The sequence below is a fragment of the Catellatospora sp. NPDC049609 genome (assembly GCF_040675365.1).
GTDB lineage: Bacteria > Actinomycetota > Actinomycetes > Mycobacteriales > Micromonosporaceae > Catellatospora.
Genome location: NZ_JBFAOU010000113.1, coordinates 1 through 25738, shown reverse-complemented (window position 1 = coordinate 25738; position 25738 = coordinate 1). Strand labels below are relative to the sequence as shown.

At 73.7% G+C, this 25738-nt stretch carries 24 protein-coding genes; 11 read left to right on the top strand and 13 right to left on the bottom strand.

Annotation, left to right across the window (positions count from 1 at the left end; translation table 11 throughout):
- From AB0J67_RS26720 to AB0J67_RS26710, 3 genes are all read right to left on the bottom strand, one after another.
- The coding region (locus AB0J67_RS26720; protein WP_363486204.1) for a hypothetical protein at positions 1–233 on the bottom strand (233 nt) is incomplete at its 3' end.
- A 5-nt stretch (positions 234–238) separates the two neighbouring features.
- Positions 239–397 carry a hypothetical protein gene (locus AB0J67_RS26715; RefSeq protein WP_009681549.1) on the bottom strand — a complete coding sequence of 53 codons (159 nt, stop codon included), beginning with the start codon at positions 395–397 and terminating at the stop codon, positions 239–241.
- A gap of 195 nt (positions 398–592) precedes the next feature.
- Positions 593–745 (bottom strand): hypothetical protein, encoded by a 153-nt coding sequence (locus tag AB0J67_RS26710; protein WP_363486203.1) that lies wholly within the window; start codon positions 743–745, stop codon positions 593–595.
- A gap of 87 nt (positions 746–832) precedes the next feature.
- Here AB0J67_RS26710 and AB0J67_RS26705 point away from each other — a divergent pair, with 87 nt between their 5' ends.
- Together AB0J67_RS26705 and AB0J67_RS26700 are read left to right on the top strand one after the other, a co-directional pair.
- Positions 833–1240 (top strand): nitroreductase/quinone reductase family protein, encoded by a 408-nt coding sequence (locus tag AB0J67_RS26705; RefSeq protein WP_363486202.1) that lies wholly within the window; start codon positions 833–835, stop codon positions 1238–1240.
- 126 nt (positions 1241–1366) lie between these two features.
- Positions 1367–1876, top strand: a complete 510-nt coding sequence (locus AB0J67_RS26700; protein WP_363486201.1) for a DinB family protein — start codon at positions 1367–1369, stop codon at positions 1874–1876.
- Positions 1877–1993: 117 nt separating this feature from the next.
- Here AB0J67_RS26700 and AB0J67_RS26695 read toward each other — a convergent pair whose 3' ends face one another.
- The gene (locus AB0J67_RS26695) at positions 1994–3367 is read right to left on the bottom strand and encodes a helix-turn-helix transcriptional regulator (RefSeq protein WP_363486200.1); all 1374 of its coding nucleotides are present in this window, start codon (positions 3365–3367) and stop codon (positions 1994–1996) included.
- Positions 3368–3554: 187 nt separating this feature from the next.
- Between AB0J67_RS26695 and AB0J67_RS26690 the strand changes: the two genes are divergently transcribed.
- From AB0J67_RS26690 to dinB, 6 genes are all read left to right on the top strand, one after another.
- Complete coding sequence (locus AB0J67_RS26690) at positions 3555–3842, top strand: hypothetical protein (RefSeq protein WP_363486199.1); 288 nt, start codon at positions 3555–3557, stop codon at positions 3840–3842.
- A 57-nt stretch (positions 3843–3899) separates the two neighbouring features.
- Positions 3900–5666, top strand: a complete 1767-nt coding sequence (locus AB0J67_RS26685) for an HSP90 family protein (RefSeq protein ID WP_363486198.1) — start codon at positions 3900–3902, stop codon at positions 5664–5666.
- Positions 5663–8536, top strand: coding sequence for a hypothetical protein (locus tag AB0J67_RS26680; protein WP_363486197.1), 2874 nt, complete (start codon positions 5663–5665; stop codon positions 8534–8536). The genes AB0J67_RS26685 and AB0J67_RS26680 overlap by 4 nt, the downstream gene beginning before the upstream one ends.
- 271 nt (positions 8537–8807) lie before the next feature.
- On the top strand, positions 8808–9902 hold the full coding sequence (locus AB0J67_RS26675; RefSeq protein WP_363486196.1) for a cytochrome P450: 1095 nt from the start codon (positions 8808–8810) through the stop codon (positions 9900–9902).
- A gap of 166 nt (positions 9903–10068) precedes the next feature.
- Complete coding sequence (locus tag AB0J67_RS26670) at positions 10069–10629, top strand: hypothetical protein (protein WP_363486195.1); 561 nt, start codon at positions 10069–10071, stop codon at positions 10627–10629.
- A 47-nt stretch (positions 10630–10676) separates the two neighbouring features.
- Entirely contained in the window at positions 10677–11867 is a 1191-nt protein-coding gene (gene dinB, locus AB0J67_RS26665; protein ID WP_363486194.1) for a DNA polymerase IV, read from the top strand.
- Positions 11868–12325: 458 nt separating this feature from the next.
- On the opposite strand, the gene AB0J67_RS26660 is transcribed toward dinB, so the two are convergent.
- The 7 genes from AB0J67_RS26660 to AB0J67_RS26630 form a co-directional block, all read right to left on the bottom strand.
- Complete coding sequence (locus tag AB0J67_RS26660) at positions 12326–12634, bottom strand: TraR/DksA C4-type zinc finger protein (protein WP_363486193.1); 309 nt, start codon at positions 12632–12634, stop codon at positions 12326–12328.
- Between the two features lie 345 nt (positions 12635–12979).
- A complete protein-coding gene (locus AB0J67_RS26655) occupies positions 12980–14356 on the bottom strand; it encodes an FAD-binding oxidoreductase (protein WP_363486192.1) in 1377 nt (458 codons plus the stop codon).
- A gap of 3 nt (positions 14357–14359) precedes the next feature.
- Positions 14360–15532, bottom strand: coding sequence for a hypothetical protein (locus AB0J67_RS26650; RefSeq protein ID WP_363486191.1), 1173 nt, complete (start codon positions 15530–15532; stop codon positions 14360–14362).
- Between the two features lie 38 nt (positions 15533–15570).
- Entirely contained in the window at positions 15571–16398 is an 828-nt protein-coding gene (locus tag AB0J67_RS26645; protein ID WP_363486190.1) for an ABC transporter permease, read from the bottom strand.
- On the bottom strand, positions 16398–17336 hold the full coding sequence (locus tag AB0J67_RS26640) for an ATP-binding cassette domain-containing protein (protein ID WP_363486189.1): 939 nt from the start codon (positions 17334–17336) through the stop codon (positions 16398–16400). Before AB0J67_RS26640 ends, AB0J67_RS26645 begins: the two co-directional genes overlap by 1 nt.
- The gene (locus AB0J67_RS26635; RefSeq protein WP_363486188.1) at positions 17333–18742 is read right to left on the bottom strand and encodes an amidohydrolase family protein; all 1410 of its coding nucleotides are present in this window, start codon (positions 18740–18742) and stop codon (positions 17333–17335) included. The genes AB0J67_RS26640 and AB0J67_RS26635 overlap by 4 nt, the downstream gene beginning before the upstream one ends.
- Complete coding sequence (locus AB0J67_RS26630; RefSeq protein ID WP_363486187.1) at positions 18739–20031, bottom strand: ABC transporter substrate-binding protein; 1293 nt, start codon at positions 20029–20031, stop codon at positions 18739–18741. Before AB0J67_RS26630 ends, AB0J67_RS26635 begins: the two co-directional genes overlap by 4 nt.
- Before the next feature lie 187 nt (positions 20032–20218).
- Here AB0J67_RS26630 and AB0J67_RS26625 point away from each other — a divergent pair, with 187 nt between their 5' ends.
- Both AB0J67_RS26625 and AB0J67_RS26620 read left to right on the top strand, forming a co-directional pair.
- Positions 20219–22885 (top strand): nitrate- and nitrite sensing domain-containing protein, encoded by a 2667-nt coding sequence (locus AB0J67_RS26625; RefSeq protein WP_363486186.1) that lies wholly within the window; start codon positions 20219–20221, stop codon positions 22883–22885.
- Between the two features lie 10 nt (positions 22886–22895).
- Positions 22896–23324 (top strand): roadblock/LC7 domain-containing protein, encoded by a 429-nt coding sequence (locus AB0J67_RS26620; protein WP_363486206.1) that lies wholly within the window; start codon positions 22896–22898, stop codon positions 23322–23324.
- 48 nt (positions 23325–23372) lie between these two features.
- Here the strand turns inward: AB0J67_RS26620 and AB0J67_RS26615 are convergent, their stop codons facing one another.
- Positions 23373–24362, bottom strand: a complete 990-nt coding sequence (locus tag AB0J67_RS26615) for a hypothetical protein (RefSeq protein ID WP_363486185.1) — start codon at positions 24360–24362, stop codon at positions 23373–23375.
- Positions 24363–24391: 29 nt separating this feature from the next.
- Positions 24392–24841, bottom strand: coding sequence for a hypothetical protein (locus tag AB0J67_RS26610; protein ID WP_363486184.1), 450 nt, complete (start codon positions 24839–24841; stop codon positions 24392–24394).
- 139 nt (positions 24842–24980) lie between these two features.
- Between AB0J67_RS26610 and AB0J67_RS26605 the strand changes: the two genes are divergently transcribed.
- A partial coding sequence (locus tag AB0J67_RS26605; protein WP_363486183.1) for an RNA-guided endonuclease TnpB family protein occupies positions 24981–25738 on the top strand: 758 nt, incomplete at its 3' end.

Below are 25738 nucleotides of genomic sequence, written 5' to 3'. Positions count from 1 at the left end.
AGAACGGCCGCATGCTGAGTCCCAAGGCCTGGGTAGCTGGAGCGACTCCAGCAGTTGTTCAGCTCGGCTTTCCAGCTTCGGCCTTTCAGGGTGCGGAAGACCCTGATGGCCTCCAGTTGCAACAAAGAAAGCTTCGTGTCCTGCCGGCTGGCATTGTTAGAGGCTACAGGAGCATGGGCCGGCGGCGCCTGTGTCGCCGAATCGCTGGGACGAAGGCGTTTGATCAGGGCCATCAGCCTTACTCCCCGTCCAGATCTTCGGCATCCTGCAGATCGCCCGGGACGGCGTCCAGCCCGAGGTCACGGACTTCCTGCCAGCCCAGATCGTCGTGGGGGATATCACGGGCGCCGACTTCAGGCAGGATCTTCTGTGTATTGGTGTTGGCGGTATCGCTCATGGCAGTCTCCATCTAGGGGGAAATCACCATGATTCTATTAACTGAGGCGTTTAAAAACAAACGATAGTCAATTTTGAGCGCGAAAAGACCCGTCGCCGGGCCTGGCAGGATGCCAAGAAAAGAAGGCCAGCTCCATCTGGGAAGCACATGGTGCGCCGGAGCCGGTAAGGGAAGGGGGAGCGCTTTAGGCGGGACTTAGCCGATGCAGGTACGGAAGTAGTCCATGCGACCTTTGAATTTGAGGCCTGCAAGATCATCCATATCGGACAAGGCGTCCTCAGTAATCTTGTCCAGCATGACGAGCTTCATGGCTCGAATCACCTCATTGCTTTCCTCAGGTTCCAGCATTCCGACAACCATCCGGAAGGCGATCCAGCGCGGGTGTACCAAGCGCGAGGGCCGAAACCGTTCTGTGGCATGGGAAACTGCGGCATGGTGCGTACGCGCAAATACCGGATCATCACCGGGCTGGAGCGGGTCAACAACCGGCTCACCCGCTGGGCGCTGCGGCGCGGCCTGGCACCGAAGGCGTTCGCCCTGCTGGAGACGACCGGCCGCCGTAGCGGACTGCCCCGGCACACCCCGGTCGGCAACGGGCTCGACGGCGACACGTTCTGGCTCATCGCCGCGCACGGCGACCAGGCGGACTACGTACGCAACCTGCTGGCCGAGCCCGCGGTCAGGGTGAAGGTCGCCGGGCGCTGGCGCGCCGGGCGCGCGACACCCCTGCCCGGCGACGACACCGGAGCGCGCTCGCGGTCACTGCCATACCAGTGGGACGCGGCCATCGGCCGGTTGATGGGCACCCGGCCGCTCACCATCCGCATCGACCTCGACACCTGACCGCCCCAGCACGGCTGGCCGCTTCCGGCACCTCCGGCACCGGCCGACGGTATGGTCGGGACGGAGAGCCGTCGCGTGAATCCGGCGGCCGGGTTCGGCGCGCTCGGTGAACAGGGGGAGGCACCCGTGGACGTGAACGGACTGCTCGAAGACCTGTACGGGCGGCTTCCCGAGATGATCGAAGAGGCCGTCGACGGGCTGACCGCCGAGCAGCTGCACTGGGCGCCCGCGCCGGGCGCGAACAGCATCGGCTGGCTCGTCTGGCACCTCGCCCGGGTCCAGGACCACCACCTCGCCGAGCTGCTCGGCGAGGAGCAGCTGTGGGCCGCCGGCGGCTGGGCGCAACGCTTCGGGCTCAAGCCGAACGCGCACGACACCGGGTACGGGCATACCGCCAAGCAGGTCGCCGCGGTGCGTCCGGACGGGCCGGAGGTGCTGGTCGACTACTACGACGCGGTCGCCGCCCGCACCCTGGACCTGATCGGCGGGCTGACCGAGGACGACCTGGACCGCATCGTCGACAAGCGCTGGGACCCGCCGGTGACCCTCGGCGTACGCCTGATCAGCGTCGCCCACGACGACATCGCCCACGCCGCCCAGGCCGCGTACCTGCGAGGCATCCTGCCCGGCCCGTAGCTCCCGTCACTCGGCGGCGACGGGCACCGATCCGTAGACATCGACCCCACCCGACAGCGGCGACGTGCTCCTGCTCCCGTTGGCGTGCACTCCAGGCACAGGTCGTAGGTCTGACGATCACACCGCCGCCAGCGCCTCACGCAGGGCCATGGTGCCGCGCAGTCCGCGCCAGCGCTTTGTCAGGTTCCGATCGAGTGCGCGCAGTTCACTGGCGATGCGAGCCGATCCTGTGTCACGGGCCGGGCCGATGCAGCTCAGCCCCAGCTCGGCGGCGCGTTCCGGGTCCGGCTGGGCCGTCTGCAGGACGGAGTTGGCGAGCTTGGCGAGCTGGTGTGCACGGTCGCGGTGATGGTGGTCGGGTGTCGCGACGATGCGTCGTTCGAGGATGGCGATCGCCGTCTCCGCCTGGCCGCAGGCACGGAACCCGCTCGCGGACTGCTCCTCCAGCACGTCCAGGTTGTAGCTGTGCAGGTAGACAGGGGTTCGCTCGTCGACTCCGTCGACGCGGCTGCGCAGCAGGTTCGCGGCCGTGTCGAGCAGGCGGCGGAACTGGTCGGCGTCGGCGTGCATCGCCCAACCGCGGGCCTCCTGCTGCGCCGCGAGGGCCAGCAGCGTGGGGCTGACCGGTCCCGGTACGCGCCGAGCGGCGGCGGCCAGTTCGATGACGTCCCTGGCGTCGTCACCGAGCAGCGCGATGTTGCTCCGTCGGACGAGAAGGTAGGACACGAGTTCGTAGTCGCCGATCGCCTGCGCGCATCGCGTGGCCCGGTCCGTCCAGTGTTTCGCCGCGTCCGTGTCGCCCAGGTCCTGATGCAGCCAGCCCGCGAACTCGGCGTACTGGGCCAGCAGCCGCGTGGTGGCGTCGGCGCAACCGGGGCGGCTGCCGCGCCGCAGTCGGTCGAGGACGCCGATCTGGGCGAGCACCACCCCGAGCAGATCGCGCGGCCCGAGCACCTTGTCCGCGACGAAGTGCTGATCGAGCAGGGTGCGGAAGTAGTCGAGCACCTGCGAATCGGTGCGCCGAGGTTCGCCGATGGCCGAGCCGACTCGTTCAGCCTGGTCGAGGTCGGCGACTCCGGCCGGTAACAGCGCGCGTAGCGCGCCACCGGCCAGGAGGTTGTTGAACTCGCGTCTAGGCAGGTCCATGCGCACCACTCTCCCGTTCGGCGTGGTGAACTCCAATGCCACGGTATCGCCACCGTCCATGCGGAGCCCTGCTCTGAGCCGGGCGTGCGGGGTCGTGGCCAACGCGCCGGGCCGCGGTATCAGCGCCCGAAGCGTGATCAGCAGCCCGTCCGCCCGAAGGGCCTCGTCCAGTGCGGGAACGAGGTCGGCGTCGATGAGGTGCTCGCCGCGTTCGACGCGGGAGATCCGGCTGTAGTCGTAGAGGCAGCGTCTGGCCAGTTCGCGCAGGGACCATGCCGCATCCTTGCGCAGGTGTCGTAGGACCAGCCCGAACAGCTGGCGCATCGCATCGGCGTCCTGGCTCACGCGTCGCCCTCCCATCCGCTGTTGCCGATGTTGCCGCAACGCTGGACCGGTTCACAACCGACACCGGTGACGGAAGGCTGGTCATCGGGCAGCGGTTGTTCTCCCGGCTCGCGCTGCCGGTCCCACGGCACGTGCGCACCGCACCGCGTGCGGCGCCGTGGGGCCTCACGTCTCCCACGGAGGAATGATGCGCGCATTGTCCGCCGAGCAGTTCGCCGAGTACGCCCGCCGGCAGATCGCCGCCGCCGACGGCATCCTCGCCCGGCACGGCCGGACCGGTGCCCTGTGCCGGTGTGCGCGCCAATGGCCGTGCCCGGTCGCCGTGACCTGCGTGAAGATGCGCGAGCACTACGTCGCCAGGCTGGCCCTGGCCGAGGCGACGGTCCGTCTTCCGATGGTCCACGCCGGCCGGAAACGGCGCGTTTCCGCCTGGCGGCGGGTGCTGACCGCCCTCGAACGGGCCGTTCGATCTTGAGTGCTCCGCCGAAAACCCGCTCCCCGCACGTCACAGCAGCCCGGTAGCCTTCGCGGCGTGAACCAGTCCTTCCAGGTGGATCTGCGCGGCATCGTCGACCTGCTGAGCCATCACCTCTACAGCAGCCCGCGGGTGTACGTGCGCGAGCTGATGCAGAACGCCGTCGACGCGATCACCGCCCGCCGGGCCGTCGCGCCCACCGCCCCGGCGTCGGTGTGGATCGAGACGCCGAAGACGACCGGCGACGGCACGCTGCGGGTGCACGACACCGGCCTTGGCCTGACCGAGCAGCAGGTGCACGAGCTGCTGGCCACGATCGGCCGCAGCGGCAAGCGTGACGAGCTGGGCTTCTCCCGGCACGAGTTCCTGGGCCAGTTCGGCATCGGCCTGCTGTCGTGCTTCCTGGTCGCCGACGAGATCCGGGTGCAGACCCGCCACGAGGGCCACCCGACGGTGTACTGGACGGGCTTGTCTGACGGCCGCTACGAGACCAAGCCCGGCCCGGACCGCCAGGAGGTCGGCACCACGGTCACCCTGGTCCCGCGCCGCGACGCGGCCGCGTGGCTGGACACCGATCGGGTACGCGACCTCGCGAAGCTCTTCGGCGAGCTGCTGCCCTACCCGGTGCGCGTGGACGGCGACCTGATCACCGCCGACGGGCTGCCGTGGCAGTCGGGCGGCCGGGCCGCGCTGGTGGAGCTGGCGCAGGAGACGTTCGGGTTCACCCCGTTCGACGTGATCGAGCTGAACGTGCCGGAGGCGGGGCTGACCGGGGTGGCGCTGGTGCTGCCGACACCCGCGAACCCGGCGGCCAAGTCCGGGCATCGGGTGTATCTCAAGCGGATGCTGCTGGCCGAGGGCACCGAGGACGTGCTGCCGGAGTGGGCGTTCTTCGCCCGCTGCGTGCTGGACGCGGGCGAGCTGCGCCCCACGGCCAGCCGCGAGGCGCTGTACGAGGACGGCCTGCTGGAGTCGGTCCGCGAGCAGCTCGGCGCGCAGCTGCGGGGCTGGCTGGTGAACCTGGCCCGGCACGAGCCGGACCGGATGAACCGGTTCCTGGCCGTGCACCACCTGGGGGTGAAGGCGCTCGCGCTGCACGACGAGGAGATGCTGCGCCTGGTGGACCAGTGGTGGCCGATGGAGACGAACATGGGCCGGATGCCGCTGGAGGAGTTCCGCCGCCGGCACGGCACGGTCCGCTACAGCGCCAACATCGACGAGTTCCGGCAGCTCGCGGCGGTGGCCGCGGCGCAGGGGCTGGCGGTGGTGAACGGGGCGTACACCTACGACGCGGAGCTGATCGAGCGGCTGCCGATGCTCGACCCGTCGATCATGGTGGACCGGCTGGACCCGAGCGACCTGGCGACCCGGTTCGACACCCTGGAGCCGGCCACGGAGCTGGGCCTGCGGCCGTTCCTGGCGGCGGCGCAGCGCACCCTGGACCCGCTGGGCTGCGAGGTGGTGGTGCGGGCGTTCGACCCGCCGAGCATGCCCGCGCTGTACCTGACCGACCGCAACGCCACGTTCCAGCGGCGGCTGCGCGAGACGACACAGGTCGTCGACGAGCTGTGGGCGGGGGTGCTGTCGGCGTTCGAGAAGGCCGAGGCGCAGACCCGGCCGCAGCTGGTGCTCAACCACCGCAACCCGCTGGTGCGGCGGATCAGCGCGCTGCCGACGCCGGAGCTGGTCGGGGTGACCGTGCAGGCGCTGTACGGGCAGGCGCTGCTCTACGGCCACCACCCGCTGCGCCCGGCGGACACGGCGCTGCTCAACCGCTCTTTCCTCGACCTGATCGACCTGGCCGTGCCCCGGGAGGACGCATGACGACGCATCACGACGTGCACGAGCTGATCCAGCGCTCGTGGAACACCCCGGACGGCCCGGCCCGTATCGTGCTGGCCGAGCAGGCCCTGGCGCAGGCCGAGGCGCTGGGCGACCCGGACCTGCTGTACTCGGCGAACTGCGCCGCGACCAGCGCGTACCACCAGAGCGGCGAGCCGATGAAGGCGATGATGACGTTCGCCCGGTGCCTGGCCGACTACGACGCCGACCCGGGCCGGCGCAGCCACGACGACGAGCGGCTGCTGCTGTGGCAGTTCAAGCACGTCGTGTCGGCGATGGCGCGGTTCCCGGAGCTGCCGCTGGACCGGACCATGGCGGTGCTGGACGACATGCAGCGCCGCTACCAGGCCGGCGGGCACAGCCTGCAGGCGGTGTACGCGTACCGGCACGACGTCGCCGCGCACGTGGGGGACACGGTGCTGGCCGACCACTGGTACCGGATGTGGGACGCGGCGCCGCGCGACCGGCACTCCGACTGCGCGGGCTGCGACCCGTCGTCGAAGGCGTACCACCTGGCCTGGCGTGGCCGCGACGACGAGGCCATCGCGGTCGCCGAGCCGGCGCTGTCGGGCAGGCTGACCTGCTCGGAGCAGCCGCACGGCATCCTGACCGCGCTGCTGCTGCCGTACCTGCGCACCGGGCGGCTGGACGAGGCGCGCGACGCGCACCGGCGCGCCTACCGGGCGCTGTGCGACAACAAGGCCGAGCTGGGCCGGGTGGCCCGGCACGTGGAGTTCTGCGGGCTGACCGGCAACGAGGTGCGTGGCCTGGAGCTGATCGAGCGGCACCTGCCGTGGCTGGACGACGCGCCGACGCCGAAGACCGAGATGGAGTTCGCCGCCGCCGCGGCCCTGGTGCTGCGCCGCCTGGCCGAGGCGGGCCAGGGCGACCTGCCGGTACGCCGGTCGGGCGGGCCGGTCGGCGTCGCCGAGCTGGGGCCGGTGCTGCGGGAGCGGGCCGAGGCGATCGCGCGCCGGTTCGACGCCCGCAACGGCAACACGTTCCAGAGCGGCCGGGTCGCCGAGGTGATCGACGCCGCCCCGCTCGTGGCGTACCTGCCGCTGTCGCTGACCTCGGCGTACACCCCGGCTGCGGTGGTGCCCGCCCCGGCGGGGCCGCAGGAGGCCGACATCTCCGCGGTGTCGCCGAACCTGCCCCTGGACGCCCAGCTCGACCTGGCCGAGCAGTGGTTCGGTGAGGAGGACGGGCCGCGCGGCAAGGCGCTGGCGCGGCGGCTGCTCGCCGCGACCGCCGGGGCGGAGCTGACCGACGTGCAGCGGGGCAGGCTGGCCCGGCTGCGGGCCAACTGCTGCGACGACGAAGACGTCGAGCAGGTGGCGCAGGCGCACGAGGAGGCCGTCGCGGCGTTCGCCCGCGCCGGGGACCGGGAGCGGGAGCTGTCGACCCGGGTCCAGTGGGAGATCAGCCTGCTGCGGCTGACCGGCGACGAGTCGCACCTGGAGCGCGTGTACGAGCTGGCCGAGCAGACGCTGGCGGTCAGCGCCGACCCGGCGGTGCGGCGCAACACGCTGCTGCGCGCCGCGTGGGTCGCCGCGCTGGCCGGGGACGCCGAGCGGGCCCTGGACCTGGCCGTGCACGCCGAGGCCGAGCCCGGTCCGGTGCCGCCGTCGCGGCGGGCGCGGCTGCTGCACCTGCGCGCCGGGTCATACCACGCGCAGGGCCGGGTCGACGACGCCGAGGCCGCCCTGCGGGAGGCGATCGACGTGCTGCGCGGCACCCGGCACGGGGACATGCTGGCCTCGCTGCTGATGGCGCTGGCCCGCACCGTCGGCGACCGGCACGACCCGGCGTCCAACCAGGCCGCCATCGCCGCGTTCGAGGAGGCGGCCGCGGTCGCCGAGGATCCCGACCTGCGCCGCAGCGCCCGCGCCAACGCCGGGTTCATGCTGGTGACGACGCCGCGGGCGGGGGAGTTCATCGACGACATCGTCGAGCACGTGTGCCTGATGGAGGCCGAGGGCTCGCCGCAGGCGGCGTGCTACACCCGGCACCGGCTGGCGCTGGCGCTGTACACGGTGGACCGCGACCGGGAGGCGGCCGAGGTGGCCGAGGAGGCGCTGGCCTGGTTCCTGGCGCAGCGCGACGCCGAGCACGACGGGATCGTCGCGGAGCTGCGCGACCTGCTGTCGCGGATCTACGCCACGATCGGCGAGCCGCACGTCGCGCTCGGGCAGGTCGACGCGCTGCTGGCGACGGTCACCGGAGTGGAGCGGCTGGCGCAGCGCGCCGACCTGCTCGAACGCGCCGGTGAGCTGCTGTGGCAGGTCGACCGGGACGCCGACGCCGCCGACCGGTTCGACGCCGCCGCGCAGGCGTACGGCCAGGCCGACCTGCCGCTGGAGACCGTGCACGCCCGGCGGCGCCAGGTGATGGCGCTCTACCACGCCGGGCGGCACGACGAGGCCCGCGCGGCGGCGGCGCGGCTGGTGGAGCTGATGGACGTCACCGAGGTGCCGGCCGAGCAGCACAACGGGCTGACCTGGGAACGGGCCACCGCCGGGTACGAGGCGGCGCTGCTGCTGACCAACACCGACTCTCCCGACCACGACACGGCGCTGGTCCGGATCGCCCCGGTCGCGGGGTGGTACCGATCGATCGGCGCGTTCCAGGAGGCGCTGTTCGCGCAGCTGCGCCACGGGCAGGTGCTGGTGGTGTCCGGGCGGGCCGCGCAGGCCGAGCCGCTGCTGCGCCAGGCGCTCGACGAGCTGCCCGCGGCGCAGGGCGCCCGCCGCGACGCCGCGTTCTGGCTGGCCCGCGCGCTGGACGAGCAGGGTGAGCGGCGTAAGGCCCGCAAGCTGCGCAAGGAGCACGACCTGCCCGAGCCGGAGTAGGGCGGTCCACCGCCGCGCGGCCCGTTCCGCGCGGTGGTGGGCGGTTCGCCACCGGCCGCCGGGACAGGTACTCCATACGCCGCGACAACTCCTGGGTTGTCGCGACAACTCCTGGGTTGTCGGGTGGCGGAGGATGTGCCCGTCCCGAAGGGCCGCCCGTCTGGGTGGCGGCGGATGCGCCGGTCCTGGTGGCCGTCCGTCCATCCACAGCAGACGGTACGTTCCGGCGGCTGGTAGCGTTCCGTGCTGCGACGAGCGGACGGGGGATCGGATGGTCGAGCGGCTCACCCTGCCGGACGGCAGCGAGGTGTGGCACGTCAGCGGCTACGCGACCGTGCGGGCCGCGCTGGCCGACCCGCGGCTGTCGCTGGACAAGGCCCACGCGAAGGCGTGGACCGGGTTCGCGCTGCCGCCCGCGCTCGACGCGAACCTGCTGAACATGGACCCGCCCGACCACACCCGGATCCGCTCGCTGGTGTCGCAGGCGTTCACGCCCCGGCGGGTCGAGCAGCTGCGCCCGTTCGTGCAGCGGGTCGCCGACGAGCTGCTTGACGCGGTGGCGGGCGACGGCCGCGCCGACCTGATCGCGGCGTACGCCGGACCGCTGCCGGTGATCGTCATCGGCGAGCTGCTCGGGGTGCCCGCCGACGCCGGTGCGCGGTTCCGCGAGCTGACGTCCACGCTGCTGAACCCGCCGAGCCGCGAAGCGGCGGCGGGCGCGATCACCGGCATCCAGCGGTTCATCACGGACCTGATCCGGCGACGCCGCACCGACCCCGGCGGCGACCTGCTGTCGGCGATGATCGCGGCCCGCGACGCCGACGACCGGCTGACCGAGGACGAGCTCACCTCGCTGGCGTTCCTGATCCTGATCGCGGGCCACGAGACCACGGTCAACCTGATCGGCAACGCCGTGCACCTGCTGCTCACCCACCCGGACCGGCTGGCCGAGGCGCGCTGCGAGCCGGAGTCGCTGCCCGCGGTCGTGGAGGAGGTGCTGCGCGTCGCGCCGCCCACGCCGGTCGCGTTCCGGCGCTTCCCCGTCGAGGACGTCGAGCTGGACGGGGTGCGGATCCCGGCCGGTGACACGGTGCTGCTGTCGATCGCCGGCGCGAACCGGGACCCGGCGCGCTTCGACCGGCCGGAGGTGTTCGACCCCGCGCGCACCGACGGCGGCCACGTGGCGCTGGGCCACGGCATCCACTACTGCATCGGCGCTCCGCTGGCCCGGCTCGAAGGCGAGATCGCCCTGCGTACGCTGCTGCGCCGGCTGCCGCGGCTCGCGCTGGCGGTGCCCGAGGCGCAGCTGCGGTGGTCGCCGTCGTTCCGCACGCGCGGCCTGCTGGAACTGCCCGTCGCGTACTGACCAGGGCCAGGGGTCCCGGTTGACGGCGCGGCTACCTCGGCCGGCAGCTGCCCAACCCGCTCACCTCCTGACACTCGCCGGGCGCGCCGGCGCGGGTGGTAGACAGACAGGGCGGCGTGCGGGGGAGCGTGGAGCCGTGGCGCGGCGCTGAGCGAGGACGTGCGGAATGATGATCGTGCTGGTGACCGGGGTGTCGGCCGCGGGCAAGAGCGCCGTGTCGCGGCATCTGGCGGCGCACGGGCAGCAGGCGGTGAGCCTCGACGGCCACGCGGGCCTGTGTGACTGGGTCGACGAGCGCGACCGGTCCGTCCCGTGGCCGAGTGACCCCGACCGGGCCTGGCTGGCGCGCCACCGGTGGGTGTGGCGCGCCGATGTGCTCGACCGGCTGATCGCCGGGGCCGCGGCCGGTGCGGGCGAGGCGGCGGTGCTGTTCCTGTGCGGGCGCGCCGACAACGCGTACGCCCTGCGGGACCGCTTCGACGCCGTCGTGCTGCTGGCCGTCGACGGTGAGGTGGCGGCCCAGCGGCTCGACGCGCCCGAACGCGGCAACCCCTTCGGGCGGATGGGCGACAGCCGGGCCGCGATCCTCGACAACCTCGACGCCGACCAGCGCGAATTGCGCGGCTGGGCCGACGCGGTCGTCGACGCCCGCCGGCCGCTGGCGGACGTCGCCGAGGAGATCCTCGCGGCCACCGCCATGCTCGCACTGCGCCGCCGCGCCGCCTGAGTCAGGCCCATGGCCGGACTTCGTACATGTGTACTAAGCTGCTGGTCATGCGGAGTGAGGTGGCGATCCTGCACGCGGACCTCGACTCGTTCTACGCGTCGGTGGAGCAGCGTGACGATCCGCGCCTGCGCGGGCGGCCCGTGATCGTCGGCGCGGGCGTCGTGCTCGCCGCCAGCTACGAGGCCAAGGCGTTCGGCGTGCGCACCGCGATGGGCGTGCGCGCCGCGCGCGCTCTGTGCCCGCGGGCGATCGTGGTCGAGCCGCGCATGTCGGCGTACACCGCGGCCAGCCGGGCCGTCTTCGCGGTGTTCGACGACACCACCCCGGTCGTCGAGCCGCTCTCCATCGACGAGGCGTTCCTCGACGTCGGCGGCCTGCACCGCATCGGCGGCTCCCCGGTGCAGATCGCGGCCCGGCTGCGCCGCGACGTGCTCGACCGCGTCGGGCTGCCGATCACGGTCGGCGTCGCGCGGACGAAGTTCCTGGCCAAGGTCGCCAGCCGGGTCGCCAAACCGGACGGGCTGCTGGCCGTCGCGCCCGCCGAGGAGCTCGCGTTCCTGCACGCCCTGCCGGTGGAGGTGCTGTGGGGCGTCGGCGAGGTCACCGCCGCGAAGCTGCACCAGCGCGGCATCCGCAAGGTCGGCCAGGTCGCCCGGCTCGGCGAGGCGGCGCTGGTGTCGCTGCTCGGCCCGGGCGCGGGCCGCCACCTGCACGCGCTGGCCCACAACCGCGACCCGCGTCCGGTGGTGGTCGGCCGCCGCCGCGGGTCCATGGGCGCGCAGCGGGCGCTCGGACGCGGCCCGCACGGCGCCGAGTTCCTCGACGCGACCCTGGCCGGCCTGGTCGAGCGGGTCACCCGCCGGATGCGCAAGGCCGACTGCCCGGGGCGCACCATCGTGCTGCGGCTGCGCTTCGCCGACTACACCCGGGCGACGCGATCGGCGACGCTGGCCAAGGCGACGGCGCAGACGGAGTCCATCCTCGACGGCGCGCGGGCGCTGCTGTCCGGGGTGCTGCCGCTGGTGGCCGAGCGCGGCCTGACGCTGATCGGCGTCTCCGTGGGCAATTTGGACCGGGCTGGTCACATCCAGCCGGAGCTGCCGTTCGGCGAGCCGCACCGCGACGCGCTGGACACCGCGGTCGACGCCGTCCGCGAGCGGTTCGGCACCGGCTCGCTGCAGCGCGGCACGCTGCTGGGCAGGGACACCGGCCTGGTGATGCCGATGCTGCCGGACTGAGCCGCCTCACCGCCTCACCGCCCCGCCGTCCCGCCGCCCGCCGTCCCGCGGTCCGCCGCCGGGCCGCAGCGAAGATCGCTGTTGCTGGTCAGGATGTGCAGTCAGACCGCAGGTTCTGACCGGAAACAGCGATCTTCGCTGAGCCGCCGGGCGCAGTTCCGGCCCCGGGTCGGCTCCGGTCAGGAGGGGACGCGGTCGCGGGGCACGGTGGCGAAGACGGTGGCGCGAAACCAGGTGGGCACCGCGCGGCGCAGCTCCTCCGGGCCGTTCACCTCGACGTGGACTGGGAGCTGGCCGAGCTGGGCCGCGAGTTCGACCTCGGCGGCGGCGCGATGGACTGGGAGTATCTGCTGTTCACCGCGCGCCGCGGGTAACGGCGTTCGACGGCGGGCAGCCGTCGGCGGTATGTCTGTGACGGGTGCGCCCCATCCGGGGCGCACCCGGCCGGTGGTTCCGGCCTAGCGCAGGCAGGACACGCAGGTCCTGGCGTGTGGCAGCAGGTCGAGCCGGGCGACGGGGATGGGGGCGGCGCAGATCTCGCACGCGCCGTAGCGGCCCTGCTCGATGCGGCGCAGCGCGGCGACGGTGTCGGCCAGGCTCTGGCGCGTCGCGGCCAGCAGCGCGCTGTGGGCGGCGGCTTCGGTGGGGTCGGGGGCCGTGCCGGTGAGCTCGGCCAGCTGGGCGGTCTGCTCGTCGCAGGTGCGGGTGAGCCGGTGGTGCAGGCCGACGACCCAGTCGTCGTGGTCGGTGGTGTCGAGCGTGGTCATGGTTCCTCCACAGTCGGGTGGGTAAAAGAAAAATCGGGCCGGAGCCGGGTGCTCCGCCCGATGCGCCGTGCCGCCGGTCGACGGCTAGTGCGGAGCCGGGCTCGGACGCAGGTCCGGCCGGAGCTGCGCGGCACGGGTGCGCGGGCAGCGCGAACCGGCACGGCCGCGGTCGCACCGCGGCCGGGCGGTCACCTGGAGCGCTGCCGGCGTCATGGCCCCCACCATAGGCCGCCCCCACGACACCGACAACCGGATCACGGCCGGCTGGGCGTGTTCCGTGTGCGAAGCTCCGTTCCTGCGGGTTCGGCCCGGGAAAAGGGCTTCGGCCGCCGAACGGAGCTTCGGCTACGCCGCGGGGAGTTTTCCCGGGTTGAGCAGGCCCAGCGGGTCGTTGGCGGCGGCGGCCGCCCGGATGCCGGGCAGCGCGGGCCCGCCCAGCTCCCAGGTGTGCGGGTCGATGACGTGCACGCCGCGCTCGCGCAGCCGGTCGACGCCGTCGTAGAGGGTCCGCGCGTCGCGGAACTCCGACAGCAGCAGGCCGCCGAACCCGCGCCCGCGCACCGGGTCCGCGGGGTCGAGGTGGTTGCGCAGGCCGTCGAGGTGCAGCATCGCGCCGGGCAGGCAGGCGCGCACCGCGTCCGGGTCGGACACCAGCGGCTCGCCGCCGACCTGCAGGTGGCACAGGTCCGGCCGGGCCTTGCGGGCGCGCAGCGTGACGTGGTTGAACGCGAGGGTGGACACGTACCCGATCGCGTCCTCGGCGACGGACTCGATCCGTCCGCCGGACGCGGTGATCAGCCTCGTCACCTCGGATACCGTGTCGATGTCCACCACCGCGCGCAGGCTGAGCCTGCCGGACGGCAGCTTCGGGTCGGCCGGGTACGTCTCGACCAGCGCGGCGTCGTCCAGCGACACCAGCCGGGGCGGCGGATCCAGGCGCAGCATGGCCTGCGCCGCACCTGTCGCCTGCGCCCAGGCCGCGCCGGGGAACGAGGCGAGCACCGCGGTCCGCCGCCGGGCGGGCGCCAGCCGCACCGTCGCGGTGGCGATGATGCCGGTGACGCCGTACGCGTGCAGGTAGGGCAGGCAGTTGCGGCCGTGCACCCGCAGCGGCGCGTCACCCGGCGGGCAGGTGACCACGTCCAGCGCCAGGACGAAGCCGTCCCAGAGCCAGCCGTGCTCGATGGAGCCGATGCCGCCCGCGCCGCCGGCCAGGAACCCGCCGATGGTGCTGCCCACGGTGGTGGGCATCATCGCGATCTCCTGGCCGCGGCGGCGCGCGGCCGCCTCCAGCGCCACGAACGTCGCCCCGGCCTCGGCGTGTATCCAGCCGTCGCCGACCTCGATGACGCGGTCGGCCCCGGTGAGGTCGACGACCAGCCCGCCGGCCAGCGGCACGGCCTGGCCGTAGTTGCCGGTGCCGCGGCCCCGCGCCACCACGGGCACGCCGTGCTCGTGGGCCAGCCGCACCGCGGTGAGCAGTTCCCCGGTGCCGGTGGGGCGCACCACGACGTCGGCGGTCCGGTCCGGCAGCACCGCGCTGAGCAGCGGCGACAGGTACGCGCCGTCCCTGGAGGCGGCCAGGCGGGCCGCCTCCAGGGTGGTGACGCGGTCGGGGTGCAGGGCGCCGGCCAGGTCGCCGGTGAACGCGGCGAGGGCCGCCGGGCCGGGTGCCCGGCGGCTCGCGTACGCGGCGATCTCGGCCAGCTCAGGTGCGGGCACGGGTCAGCTCAGCCCGATCGACGGGTCGATGAACTCGTTGGTGACCAGGTCCTGCGGGGTGAGCCCCGCCTTGACCTCCTTGCGCTGGCCGTCGTAGATCGGGCCGACGATGTCGATGACCTGCTTGACCCGGTCCACGTCGAAGTCGCCCAGCGTGCCGTTCGCGCCGTTGCCGACGATCTTCAGCTTGAGCTGCTGCTCGACGCTGAACGCCGCCTGCTCCTTGCTGTACGGGAAACCCTTGTACGCCTCGTTGAGCTTGATGATGACGTCGTTGGTGGCGGCCGGGCTCTTCACGTAGTCGACCTGCGAGCGCTGGATGATCGGCACGAGCTTCTTCAGGCAGGCCGACTGCTCGGCCTTCTTGTCGGCGCGGACCACGATCGCCTCGGGGTAGATCGGGTAGCCGGTGTCGTGGATGAGCTGGAACTTCACCGGCTTCTTCCACTGCGGCAGCACGCTCTGGTAGGTGAACGGCTCGTTGGTGGCGAAGCCCTGCTGGGCGATCTTGCCCTTGTCGGCGAGGAACCGGGTCGGGCTGCCGTCGTACGCGCCGTCGACCTGGCTGCGGCGCAGGATGCCGGACCCGATCAGGTACTCCATGTACGTCGCGCCGTTGAAGTACAGCACCTTGGTGTCGGTCTTGCCGATGTCGACGATGGTGTTGAACGTCGGGTTCGACGCCGGGTCCCACATGATCATGTAGGGCGCGAGGTCGAAGGGCGCCACCACGCCGACGACGGGCTGCTTCGCGGACAGCCCGATCGCGTCGTCGGTGGCCACCTGGCCGAGCATGATCGTCGGGTCGGCGTACATCTGCGCGCCCGCGTTCTGGAAGCCGATGGCCGGGCCGCCCGCCCGGATCTCGATGTTCACACCGGTGCTCTGCCCGCCGGACAGCAGCGGGCCGGTCACCTTCTTCGCCGCGGCGTCGATCTTGTAGCCCTCACCGAGCAGGTGGTAGAGCGAGCCGTGCTCGGCCTCGGGCGTCCACGCGGCCTGCACGACGATCGTCGTGGGGCACACCGCCGCGAGGTCGAGCGCGCCCGCGCCGGGAGCCGGCTCGGCGAGGGGCTCCGCTTCGGATCCGCAGCCCGCGGCCAGTAGGACCGCGGCCAGCACTGCGGCGGCCGTGACCCGGCGCAGCGGCCGGGCCTCGGGGGATGTGGTGCTCATCGTTCTCCTTCGGATGGGGTGATTCGCGAAAGGAAGGGTCATCGGCGTCCCGCCTGGACGGCGGGTTGTTGCTGTTGCGAGTCGTGCCAGGCGGTGGCCGCGCGGGCCACGACGCCGAAGAACCAGAAGACGAGCAGGCCGAAGGCCGAGGCCAGGATCACGGCGGCGAACAGCATCTCCGACTGCAGGCGCCGGGGATAGATGTAGATCAGCTGGCCGAGGCCCGCGGGGCCCTGCTGGAAGAAGAAGTCCCCGACGATCGCGCCGATCACCGCCGCGCCCGCGGAGATGCGCAGGCCCGTGAAGATCGCGGGCAGGGCCGACGGCAGCTGCAGCTTCACCAGCCGGGTCCACCGGCCGGCGTGGTGCAGCGTGAACAGGTCGTGCAGGCCCGGGTCGACCGAGCGCAGCCCGAACAGCGCGTTCGCCGTGATCGGGAACAGCGCGATGAGCACGCAGGTCAGCACGCGGCTGGGGAAGCCGAAGCCGAACCAGAAGCCGAACAGCGGCACCAGGGCCAGGATCGGCACGGTCTGCAGCAGCACCGCGTACGGGAAGATCGAGCGCTCCAGCCAGTCGGCCTGGCTCATCAGCACGGCCAGCACCAGCCCGACCACGGCGGCGATCACCAGCCCGATCAGCGCCACCTCGGCGGTCAGCTGGAGCCCGGCCAGCAGCTCGGCCAGGTTGACCGGGTCGCCGAAACCGACCCGGACCACCTCGTGCGGCGGCGGCAGCAGGAACCGCCGGTCCGCGTCGATGAGCACGTAACTGCCCAGATACCACGCCGCCAGCACGGCGAGCGCGACCACGGCGGGCGGCAGCACCGTCCGCAGCCAGGCCGGCGGGGACACCTTGCGCGCCATTACGGCACCTCCTTGCCCGCGGCGACCGACTTCGCGGCACCCGGTTTCGCGTCGGCGGTCTTCACCTCGGCGGTCTTCGCCTCGGCGGACGGCGCGTTCGTCGGCTCGGCGGTCTTCGGCTCGGCCGACGGCGGGTTCTTCGGCTCGGCGGAGGCGGCGGTCTTCGCCTCGGCGCACGTCGCGGCCGGCTCCGGCGGCGGGTTGCCGCCCCGCAGCAGGGCCGACACCCGCGCGGTCAGCTCGGTGAACGCGGGGGAGAAGCGCACCTGCGGCTCGCGCGGGTACGGCAGCGGCACCGCGACCTCGCCCACCACCCGGCCCGGCCGGTCCGACAGCACCACGACCCGCTGCGCCAGGAAGACCGCCTCGGCCACGGAGTGGGTGACCAGCAGCCCGGCGAACCCGTCCGCCACGAACAGCTCCTGCAGCTGCTCGCCCAGCCGCTCGCGGGTGATCTCGTCGACCGACCCGAACGGTTCGTCGAACAGCATCAGCTCCGGGCGGCCGGTGAGGGTGCGGGCCAGCGACACCCGCATTCGCATCCCGCCGGACAGGGTGCGCGGCAGCTGCCGGGCCACCTCGGACAGCCCGACCCTGGCCAGCGACTCCTCGGCCAGCCGCCGGCGCTCGGCGCGGCGCACCCCGCGCAGCTCCCCGGCCAGCTCGACGTTGCCGCGTACGCTGCGCCACGGCAGCAGTGTCGGGTCCTGGAACACGAACCCGAGCCGGTCGGCGGTGCGCTCCACCGTCCCGCCGCTCGGTGCGAGCAGGCCCGCGGCCAGGCGCAGCAGCGTGCTCTTGCCGCCGCCGGACGGCCCGACCACGGCGACGAACTCGCCCGCGGCCACCTGGAGCGACACCCCGTCCAGGGCGAGGGTGCCGTTGCCGTATCGCACGCCGGCCTCGTGCAGGGTCACCGCCGGTCCGTTCGAGGTCACGCGGTCCCTCCCATCTCCTTCTCGTCGGGGAAGTGCCGGTGCACGGCGGTGCGGGCGATCACTCGCCCCGCGTGGACCACCAGGCGTTCGGCGGTCGTGGTCGCCAGCGCCTCGCGCACCGTGGCCGCGCGGACGGCCAGCAGCTCGGCCGGGGCCCCGGGGACCACCGCGACCGGCGGCAGGCCCATCGCATGCCGGGCCCGCACGCTGACCGCGTCGTACGCCGTCGCGGGGTCGTCGTGGCCGGCCAGCACCATCAGCGCGGCGGTCTCCAGCGGGTCGCCGCGACCCAGGCTGTTGAACGGGTCCTGCATGTTGTCGCCGCCCGCGGCGACGGTCACCCCGGCGGCACGCAGCGTCCGCAGCGCGGTCAGCCCGCGCGGCACGGCCCGGTCATGGTCACGGCCCTGCAGGTAGAGGTTGGTCTGCGGCAGGCACGCCACCGCGATGCCGGCCAGCGCGACCCGGTCGGCGACGCGCGCCGCGCGGGCCGGGTCCATCATGCCGAGGCTGACGCAGTGCCCCGCGACGACCGGGTGGGCGAATCCGCTCGCCACGACCGCGTCCGCCAGCAGTTCGAGCGAGCACGGCTCGGGGTGCAGCCACTCGTCGACGTGCAGGTCCACGCCCACGCCGTACGCCGACGCGGTGGCCAGGCACAGGTCCACGCAGGCGGCCGGGTCCGGGTCGAGGCCAGGGCAGGCGCCCACGGCGTCGGCGCCCGCGGCCAGCGCCTGTTCGAGCAGCTCACGGTTGCGGGCGCCGGCCGGGCCGGTCAGCGGCGTCGCCGCGAACGCGACGAGCTGCACGTCGCAGCGCGCTGCCTCGGCGTCGCGTACGGCCAGCAGGGCGCGCAGCCCGCGCAGCCCGATGTCGTCGCCGAGGTCGACGTGGGTGCGCAGCGCGGTCACGCCGTGCGCGAGGTGGGCGCGCAGCGCGGTGCGCGCCGCTGCCTCGATCTCGTCCTGGCCGCGGGTGGGCCGGTGGCGCAGCCAGGCGGTGACCGCACCGAGCAGGTCGCCGCCGGAGTGGGGCACCTGCTCGGCGGTCAGGGCCTTGTCCAGGTGGGCGTGCACCTCGGCCGGCGCGGGCAGCAGCAGGAACCCGGCGAGGTCCTCGACCCGGTCACCGGGCGCGACCGACGCCGTCCCGGCCGGGGTCACCGCGTCGATCAGCCCGTCGCGCAGCAGCACGTCCACCCGCCGCCCGTCGGCGAGCACGGCATCGCGCAGCAGCATCGGACCGGAAGCGGGCGCCGCTGGGCGCGCGGCGTCGTGCGGCATCGGACCACGGCCGGGCACTGCGGCGCGCGGGGCGTCGTGTGGCATCGGGCTGGAACCGGGCACCGCGGCGGGCGCGGCGTCGGGCGGCGGTGTGGGGCCGGGTGCCTGGCCCGCGCTGGTCACGCGGTGTCCCGGCGGGTCCAGCGGGCCTGGCCGGTGGCCAGCTCGATCGGGTAGACCAGGCGGAAGCCGCGGTCCTGCCACTGCTCGACGACGGCGGCGGCCAGCATGTTCTGCCCGTCGGGGCCGAACCGGACGCCGTTCCACGGCACGATCAGCCCGGCCGCGGGCTGCTCGGTCTGCCGCAGCGCGGTGCGGATCGCGGCGGTGTCGCCGTCGGCGGCGGCGTCGATCGCGACGGCCAGGGTGATGACGGCGGTGAACGCGTCCACCGCCGCGGCCGTCATGGCCCGGCCGAACCGCTGCCGGTAGAGCTCGGCGACCTGCCGGCCGACCGGGCTGCGCCCGGCGAACTCGGCCGACCACGGCACCGCCCGCAGCAGGCCCGGGTCCCGGGCGGCGGGCTTGCTCAGCGCGCGGAACCCCTCGCCCAGGCCGAACAGCGATACGGTGGCGTCGGTGCGGTCGACGGCCTCGGCGATGGCGGTCGCGGCCGGGACGGTGCGCGCCCAGGCGAACACCGCGCGCGGCGGCGCGGCGGCCAGGCTCGCGGCGAGCGCGGCCGGGTCGGAGGTGCCGGTGGGCTGCTCGAACTGCCCGCTGACGGCGGCGCCGTCGCGCTCGGCCAGCTCGCGCAGCCGCCGGGCGGCCACGGCTCCGTCCTCTCCGGACTCGGTCACCAGCGCGATGGCGCCGCCCTGCCCGCGGGGCAGGCGGCCCAGCAGCGCGAAGGCACTCTCGGCGAGCTGGCTGTCGCTCGGGCCGGTGCGGAAGTACCAGTCGGCGCCGAGCTCGGTGAGGTAGTCGGCGGTGCTGCCCGCGTCGATGAGCGGCACCCGCAGCCGCTGGGCCTGGCTGCTCAGCGCGACGGTGACCTCGGCGGACTCCGCCGACACCAGGCCCGCGGGGTGATGGGCGTCGGCCACCCCGGCCAGCGCGCCGGTCGCGGTGTCGGACCGCCCGCCCGTGTCGGCGGTGGCCAGTGTGAGCACGGCCCGGCCGCGACGGGGCAGGCCGGCCTCCGGGCCCAGCGGCACCGGCAGGTCCGGATGCGGGTTGTTGACGACCTCGACGGCGAGCTGCGCACCGCGTACGGTCTCCGGGCCGGTGTCCGACCCCGGGCCGGTGAGCGGGGCGAGCACGCCGACCACCAGTGGCCCGGGCGGGGGTTCGGGGGTCGTGCACCCGGTGGCCAGCAGGCTCACCGCGGCCACGCACCACGCCAGGCGCAGCGGGGTCATCAGTACGCGCTCCGAATCGATGGTCTTGCAAGTCTCGCGGTCCGTGATCACGGACCCGGGGTATCTTTTCGTGCCCGACTGAGACTTTCAAGCCCTGGCGTCTTAAGTATTCGATTCGACGACTTGATACCGCGAGGGTACTTGCTGCAACATTCGTACTACCGGTTAGATGTCCTCGGCGAACAGATGACGCTCCATTATGGATCGTCGCCCCTGGACGGAAGACATGGGTGACCCGGTGACTGCCGCAGATCCTCGCGCCCGGCGGGCCCCCGGCTCCCATCGGCGGCCCTCGCTGCTGCACACCCGGCACTGGCGCGTGCCGACCAAGCTCGCGGCGGTGCTCACGGTCCCGCTGCTGGGCTTCCTCGCGGTGACCGGCATCCAGATCACCGAGTCGGTGCGCACGGCGGCGGCGCTGGGCGGCTTCTCCGACCAGGTCGCGATGGGCGTCGAGGTGACCGACCTGGTCCACGAGCTGCAGCGCGAGCGCGACCACACGGTCGGGATGCTCGCCGCCCTGGCCGCACCCGGCCCCGCCGCGGGCCGCCGGGACGTCGGCGCGCTGGCGCCCGACCGCACCGCCGTCGACCGGGCCGCCGCGCGGCTGCGTACCGCTGCCCGCCCGCTGCTGGACGACCCGGCGCTGGCCGCGACGTACCAGCGGGTCGAGTCGCGGCTGGACCAGCTCGCGCAGGTGCGCCTCGGGGTCGCCGAGGGCTGGCTGCGCACCCAGGCCGTCTTCGACATGTACACCGGCGCCATCGCCGACCTGCACGCGCTGCTGCCGCGCCCGGTCGACGTCGAGGGCGACACCGAGCTCGGCCGGTTCCTGCGCGGGCTGAGCGACCTGGCCCGCGCCAAGGAGCTGGCCTCCCAGGTCCGCGGCCAGCTCTACATGCTGACCTACGGCGTGCCCGTCGAGCCCGGCGCCTTCGGGCAGATCGCCGACCTGCGCGCGCAGCGCCAGACGGCGGTGCAGCTGTTCCGCTCCGAGGCGGCGCCCGAGCAGGTCTCCGCACTCGACGACACCGTCGCCGGCCAGGCCGTACGCAACGCCGACCGGCTCGAACGGGCCATCGTCGGCGACGGCGTCACCGAGCACGGCGTCGAGCCCCAGCAGTGGTGGTCGGCCAGCACCACGGAGCTGCAGCTGATGCGCACGCTGGAGCAGGCGCTGCTGCAGACCGCCGTCAGCGAGGTCGACGACGCGAGCGGCGTGCAGTGGCGCACCACCGCGCTGCGCTCGCTGACCACCGCCGGCCTGCTGCTGGCCGCGCTGCTCATGTCGATCGCGATCGGCCGGAGCATGGCCGCGACCCTGCGTTCCCTGCGCGAGCAGGCCCTGATCGTGGCCGACATCCGGCTCCCGCGGGTGATCGCGCAGCTGCGCCGGTCGCCGACCACGCCACCGCCGCTGCGGGTCGAGCCGATCCGCGTCGACTCCCGCGACGAGGTCGCCGAGGTCGCCGAGGCGTTCACCGCGGTGCACCGCAGCGCCGTGCGCCTGGCCGCGGAGCAGGCCGTGATGCGCCGCAACGTCAACGAGATCTTCATCAAGCTCGCGCTACGCAGCCAGAGCCTGGTCGAGCGGCAGCTGACCCTGCTCGACACCATGGAGTCGTCCGAGGTCGACCCGGACAAGCTGTCCAGCCTGTTCCGCCTCGACCACCTCGCCGCGCGGCTGCGGCGCAACGACGAGAACCTGCTCGTGCTCGCGGGCGGCGACACCAGCCGCCGCTGGAACGAGCCCAAGGACCTCAACACCATCGTGCTGGCCGCCGCCGCCGAGGTCGAGCACTACGAGCGGGTCCGCCATCAGCTCGACGCGACCGTGTACGTGGTCGGCCACGCCGTCGCCGACGTGGTGAACCTGCTGGCCGAGCTGCTGGAGAACGGCCTGGCCTTCTCGCCGCCGGAGACCCTGGTCCACGTGCGCGGGCACGCCCTGGCCGACGGCTCCGCGGAGCTGGTCATCACCGACGACGGCATCGGCATGTCGGCGCAGGCGCTGGCCGAGGCCAACGACCAGGTCTCGATGCCGGTCAGCATCGACATCTCGGCCGCCGAGCGGATGGGCCTGGTCGTGGTCGGGCACCTGGCCCACCGGCACCGGATCAGCATCCACCTCGACTCCGGCACCCGCGGCGTCACCGTCAGCGTGAACATCCCGGCGGCGCTCATCGTCCCGGCGCCGCCCGAGCCGCTGGAGCTGCCGCGCGACGGCGGCGGGGAGGCGGGCGTGGTGCCGCCGACGCACCGCCGCTCGATCCCGACCCGCGCCGAGGACGTGCTCACCCCCGACCGGCACAAGCCGAGCATCTGGTGGTCGCCCGACACTGCCGCGGCTGCGGCGAGCACGCCCGCCACCGCCCCCACGGCCCTCGGCGCTCTCGGGCTCGGCCGCACCCCCTCCGCCGACACGGCACCGAGCGACACAGCGGAGCCCGGCGCGGCTCCGCCCGCCGTCTCGAGCGGCACCACGGCACCCGGCACCACGGCATCCGGCACGGACCCGACCGGCACCGCCCCGGGTGACCTGGCAGCGCCCGGCACCGCTCCGCTCGGCGCGGCCCCGAGCGACACGACGGCGCCCGACACCGTCCCGGCCGCCGACGCCGGGCCGGTGACGCCGGAGCCGGCGGCCGTGACCAAGGCGGGCCTGCCGATCCGGCGACGGGCGGCGAACCTGCCCGGCCCCTCCGCCGCGCGGCCCGCGACCGAGGCCGATCCGGACGCGGTGAGCGACACGCTGAACCGGCTGTACGAGGGCCTGCGCCGCGCGGAGGCCGAAGAGGAGATGCCGACCGGGGTCACCCCGGGATCGGCGGCGGGACCGGCGGGCGAGGAGGCCGCGCCCGGGACCGCCGCCGAGGACGACAAGGTAAGTACGGTAAGGAGTTAGGTTCATGGCTATCAGTGCCGCTGCGCGCGACTTCAACTGGCTCATCAGCGGGTTCACCGAGCGGGTGGCGGGCGTGGTGCACTCCGTCGTCGTCTCCTCCGACGGGCTGCTGGTGGCCGTGTCGGACCGGCTGCCACGCGACAGCGCCGACCAGTTCGCCGCGCTGACGGCCAGCCTGGTCAGCGTGACGAAGACCGCCGCGCACATGTTCGACGGGGACGAGGTGCGCCAGACCGTCGTGGAGCTGGGCCGGGGGTTCCTGCTGGTGATGCCGATCCGCGACGGCTCCAGCATGGCGACGCTGGTGGCCAGCGGCTCCGACGTCGGCGTGGCCGGTTACGAGATGGCCAAGCTCTGCAAGCAGGCCGGCGAGGTGCTCACCCCCGCCGTACGCGCAGAGCTGCAGCTGTCGCTGCCGCTGGCCCAGCCGGTCGGCTGACCGGCCGCCACCCGGGCGGGGCGGCCCGGGTGGCGTCGATGCGACCGGTCAGGACTTCAGCTGCGGCTGCGGCTCCGGCTCTGAGCCGGCGATCTTGTCGAGCACCCAGCCGATGAGGATGCCGAACAGGATCGCCAGGCCGGGCACGAGGGAGTACCCCAGCCAGGCGGGCACGTCGGCCAGCCGCAGCGAGGTGTCGGCCAGCACCAGGAACGCGGTCGCGAACAGCGTCCCGGCGACGCCGCCGCGGAAGGTGAAGACGCTGATCCCGCCGAGCACGGCGGCCGCGACGGCGACCACGAGCCGGTCGCCGGTGGGGAACGCGCCACCGATCCGGCCGACCAGGACGATCCCGCTGAGCGCGGCGAGCGCGCTGGACCCGCCGAACCCGGCCAGCGCGCCGAACAGGCGCGACGCCCGGAACCCGGGGCCGGTGGCGGCCGGGACGAGGGCGCGGCGCACGCCGGGCAGTAGGAACAGGGCGCCGCCGGCCAGCGAGCCGAGGACGAACAGCGCGGCCCACAGCCACACCGTCACCTCGTCGGACGGGCCGCCGGGCAGCATCACACCGCGCGACTCGGACAGGCCGAGCGAGATGGTCTGCGCGATCGCGAGGCCGCCGAGCGACACCGCCCACGCGGGCGCCGCGGTGAGGCCGGTCAGCAGGCCGAGGAACAGTCCGAACAGGAGCATCAGCACCACCGCCGCCAGTCCGGCCAGCGCGGCCGGCCAGTCGGCCGTGGCCAGCTTGGCGTAGACGATCCCGGCCAGGGCGGCCTGCGCGCCGACGGCGAGGTTCGGGGTGCCGGTGCGCAGGGAGAGCGCGAATCCGGTGGCGAGCAGGCCGGTGGCGGCCAGGTTGCTCCACAGGCCGGTGCCGAGGGCGTCGCCGCCGTCCTGGACGAGGATGACGGCCACCGTGGCGAGGACCAGGAGCAGCAGCACCGCCTCCCACCCGAGGTGTGCGAGCAGGCCCGCGGTGCGCCGCGGTGGGCGGGGCGGGCCGGCGTACGGCGCGACGGGGTCCGTCGTGGTCATCTCTGCGACCTCCGTGATCAACTTCAATTTCAGTCCACTATAGACTCCTGGTCACCACGGCCACGGCGCGCGCCGACGGGCCAGATGACGGTGACGGGCAGGCCGCGCGACCGGGCCCGCGCCACGACCGCACCGGTCCCGCCGCGGTCGGCGGCGGCCCGTCCATCCCAGACGGCGACGAGCCGGTCGCAGGAGCCGAGCATGGCCTCGTTCGCGGCCTCGTACGCCGCGGCGCCGGACGCCGCGTACGGCATGGTCCGCACCGCGGCGGCCCGCTCGACCAGCCGGTCGAAGGCGGCGGCATGCTCCGGCCGCACCTTGCGCGCACGGTAGTCGGCCGCGGGCAGCACCACCTCCAGCCGCCCGCCCCGCGCCAGCACCGCCTCGGCGAAGATCGTGTCGGTGCCCGCGGCGAGGCAGGAGACGCCGGTCAGCTCCCCGGCCGGTTGCTGCGCGAGCAGCTCGCCGATGGCGGACACCGAGGCCGCGGTGGCGGGGTATCCAGCTGTTGGTGGTTGAGTGAGCTTTGGTGTGCTCCAGTGTGCGTCGGTGTGCTCGGCTGGTTGTGGTTCGTGGGTGGTGGTGGGTGTTGTCGTACCCGGCGTCTAGTCTGCTCGTATGTCCGATGTGGCTGGTGGTGTGGTGGTGCAGGCGTACCGTTTCGCCCTCGACCCGACCCCGGCCCAGGACCGTGACCTGCACCGGCACGCCGGCGCGGCCCGGTTCGCGTTCAACTGGGCCCTGGCCGCGGTGCGCGCCAACCTCGACCAGCGCGCCGCCGAACGGACCTACGGCCTGGACGGCCCGCAGTTGACCCCCGCCCTGGGCTGGACCCTGCCCGCGCTGCGCCGCGCCTGGAACGCCGCCAAACCCCAGGCCGCACCGTGGTGGGCGCAATGCTCGAAAGAGGCTTGTAACACCGGCCTCGACGGCCTGGCGCGGGCGCTTGCGAACTGGTCGGCGTCGCGCACCGGCCGCCGCGCCGGGCCCAGGGTCGGGTTCCCGCGGTTCCGGTCGCGGCGGCGGGTGGTGCCGTCGGTGCGGTTCACCACCGGCACGATCCGGGTCGAGGACACCCGCCATCATGTGACCCTGCCCCGGCTGGGCCGGATCCGGACCCACGAGTCGACCCGCAAACTGGCCCGGCGCCTGCACGCGGGCACCGCCCGGATCCTGTCGGCCACCGTCGGGCACACCGGCGGGCGCTGGCACGTGTCGTTTACCGTGCAGGTCACCCGCACCACCCGCACCCCGACGTATCCGCAGGCCACCGTCGGTGTCGACGTCGGCATCAGCAACCTCGCCGTGTTGTCGACCGGGCAGGTCGTGCCCAACCCCCGCCACCTGACCCACGCATCCGCGAGGCTGCGCAGCGC

Excerpts from the sequence above, each read along its gene's own strand:
- AB0J67_RS26675 (WP_363486196.1), top strand. The coding sequence starts at position 8,808 with ATGGTCGAGCGGCTCACCCTGCCGGACGGCAGCGAGGTGTGGCACGTC.
- AB0J67_RS26670 (WP_363486195.1), top strand. The coding sequence starts at position 10,069 with ATGATGATCGTGCTGGTGACCGGGGTGTCGGCCGCGGGCAAGAGCGCC.
- dinB (WP_363486194.1), top strand. The coding sequence starts at position 10,677 with ATGCGGAGTGAGGTGGCGATCCTGCACGCGGACCTCGACTCGTTCTAC.
- AB0J67_RS26680 (WP_363486197.1), top strand. The coding sequence starts at position 5,663 with ATGACGACGCATCACGACGTGCACGAGCTGATCCAGCGCTCGTGGAAC.
- AB0J67_RS26615 (WP_363486185.1), bottom strand. The coding sequence starts at position 24,362 with ATGACCACGACGGACCCCGTCGCGCCGTACGCCGGCCCGCCCCGCCCA.
- AB0J67_RS26690 (WP_363486199.1), top strand. The coding sequence starts at position 3,555 with ATGCGCGCATTGTCCGCCGAGCAGTTCGCCGAGTACGCCCGCCGGCAG.
- AB0J67_RS26645 (WP_363486190.1), bottom strand. The coding sequence starts at position 16,398 with ATGGCGCGCAAGGTGTCCCCGCCGGCCTGGCTGCGGACGGTGCTGCCG.
- AB0J67_RS26650 (WP_363486191.1), bottom strand. The coding sequence starts at position 15,532 with ATGAGCACCACATCCCCCGAGGCCCGGCCGCTGCGCCGGGTCACGGCC.
- AB0J67_RS26715 (WP_009681549.1), bottom strand. The coding sequence starts at position 397 with ATGAGCGATACCGCCAACACCAATACACAGAAGATCCTGCCTGAAGTC.
- AB0J67_RS26710 (WP_363486203.1), bottom strand. The coding sequence starts at position 745 with ATGCTGGAACCTGAGGAAAGCAATGAGGTGATTCGAGCCATGAAGCTC.
- AB0J67_RS26660 (WP_363486193.1), bottom strand. The coding sequence starts at position 12,634 with ATGACCACGCTCGACACCACCGACCACGACGACTGGGTCGTCGGCCTG.